We start from the raw sequence: 289 nt of genomic DNA on the forward strand, positions 1-289 counted from the left end.
CGCATTGATGCCAGTTGGACCATCGCGAGGAAGTTCGCGGCGAGTTTGTCGTATCGGGTAGCGATACGGCGGAAGTGCTTGAGCTTGCTAAAGAAGCGCTCGACGAGATTGCGCTCGCGATAAAGCACCTTGCTGAAGCAGGGTTTCCATTTGCGGTTGGATTTGGCCGGGATGTTCGGCACCGCGCCCTGCGCCTCGATCAAGTCGCGGATGCCGTCGGCGTCATAAGCTTTGTCGGCCAGGACGATGGTGCGGGGATCGAGGCGATCCAGCAGCCGGTATGCAGCAG

At 59.9% G+C, this 289-nt stretch carries 1 protein-coding gene; it reads right to left on the reverse strand.

The window, feature by feature from the left end; genetic code table 11:
- Window positions 1-289 (reverse strand): transposase (locus VX037_RS23675; protein ID WP_328716104.1); only part of this gene is annotated, 289 nt, incomplete at both ends.

The organism is Gordonia sp. Z-3, from assembly GCF_036233855.1.
Taxonomy (GTDB): domain Bacteria; phylum Actinomycetota; class Actinomycetes; order Mycobacteriales; family Mycobacteriaceae; genus Gordonia; species Gordonia tangerina.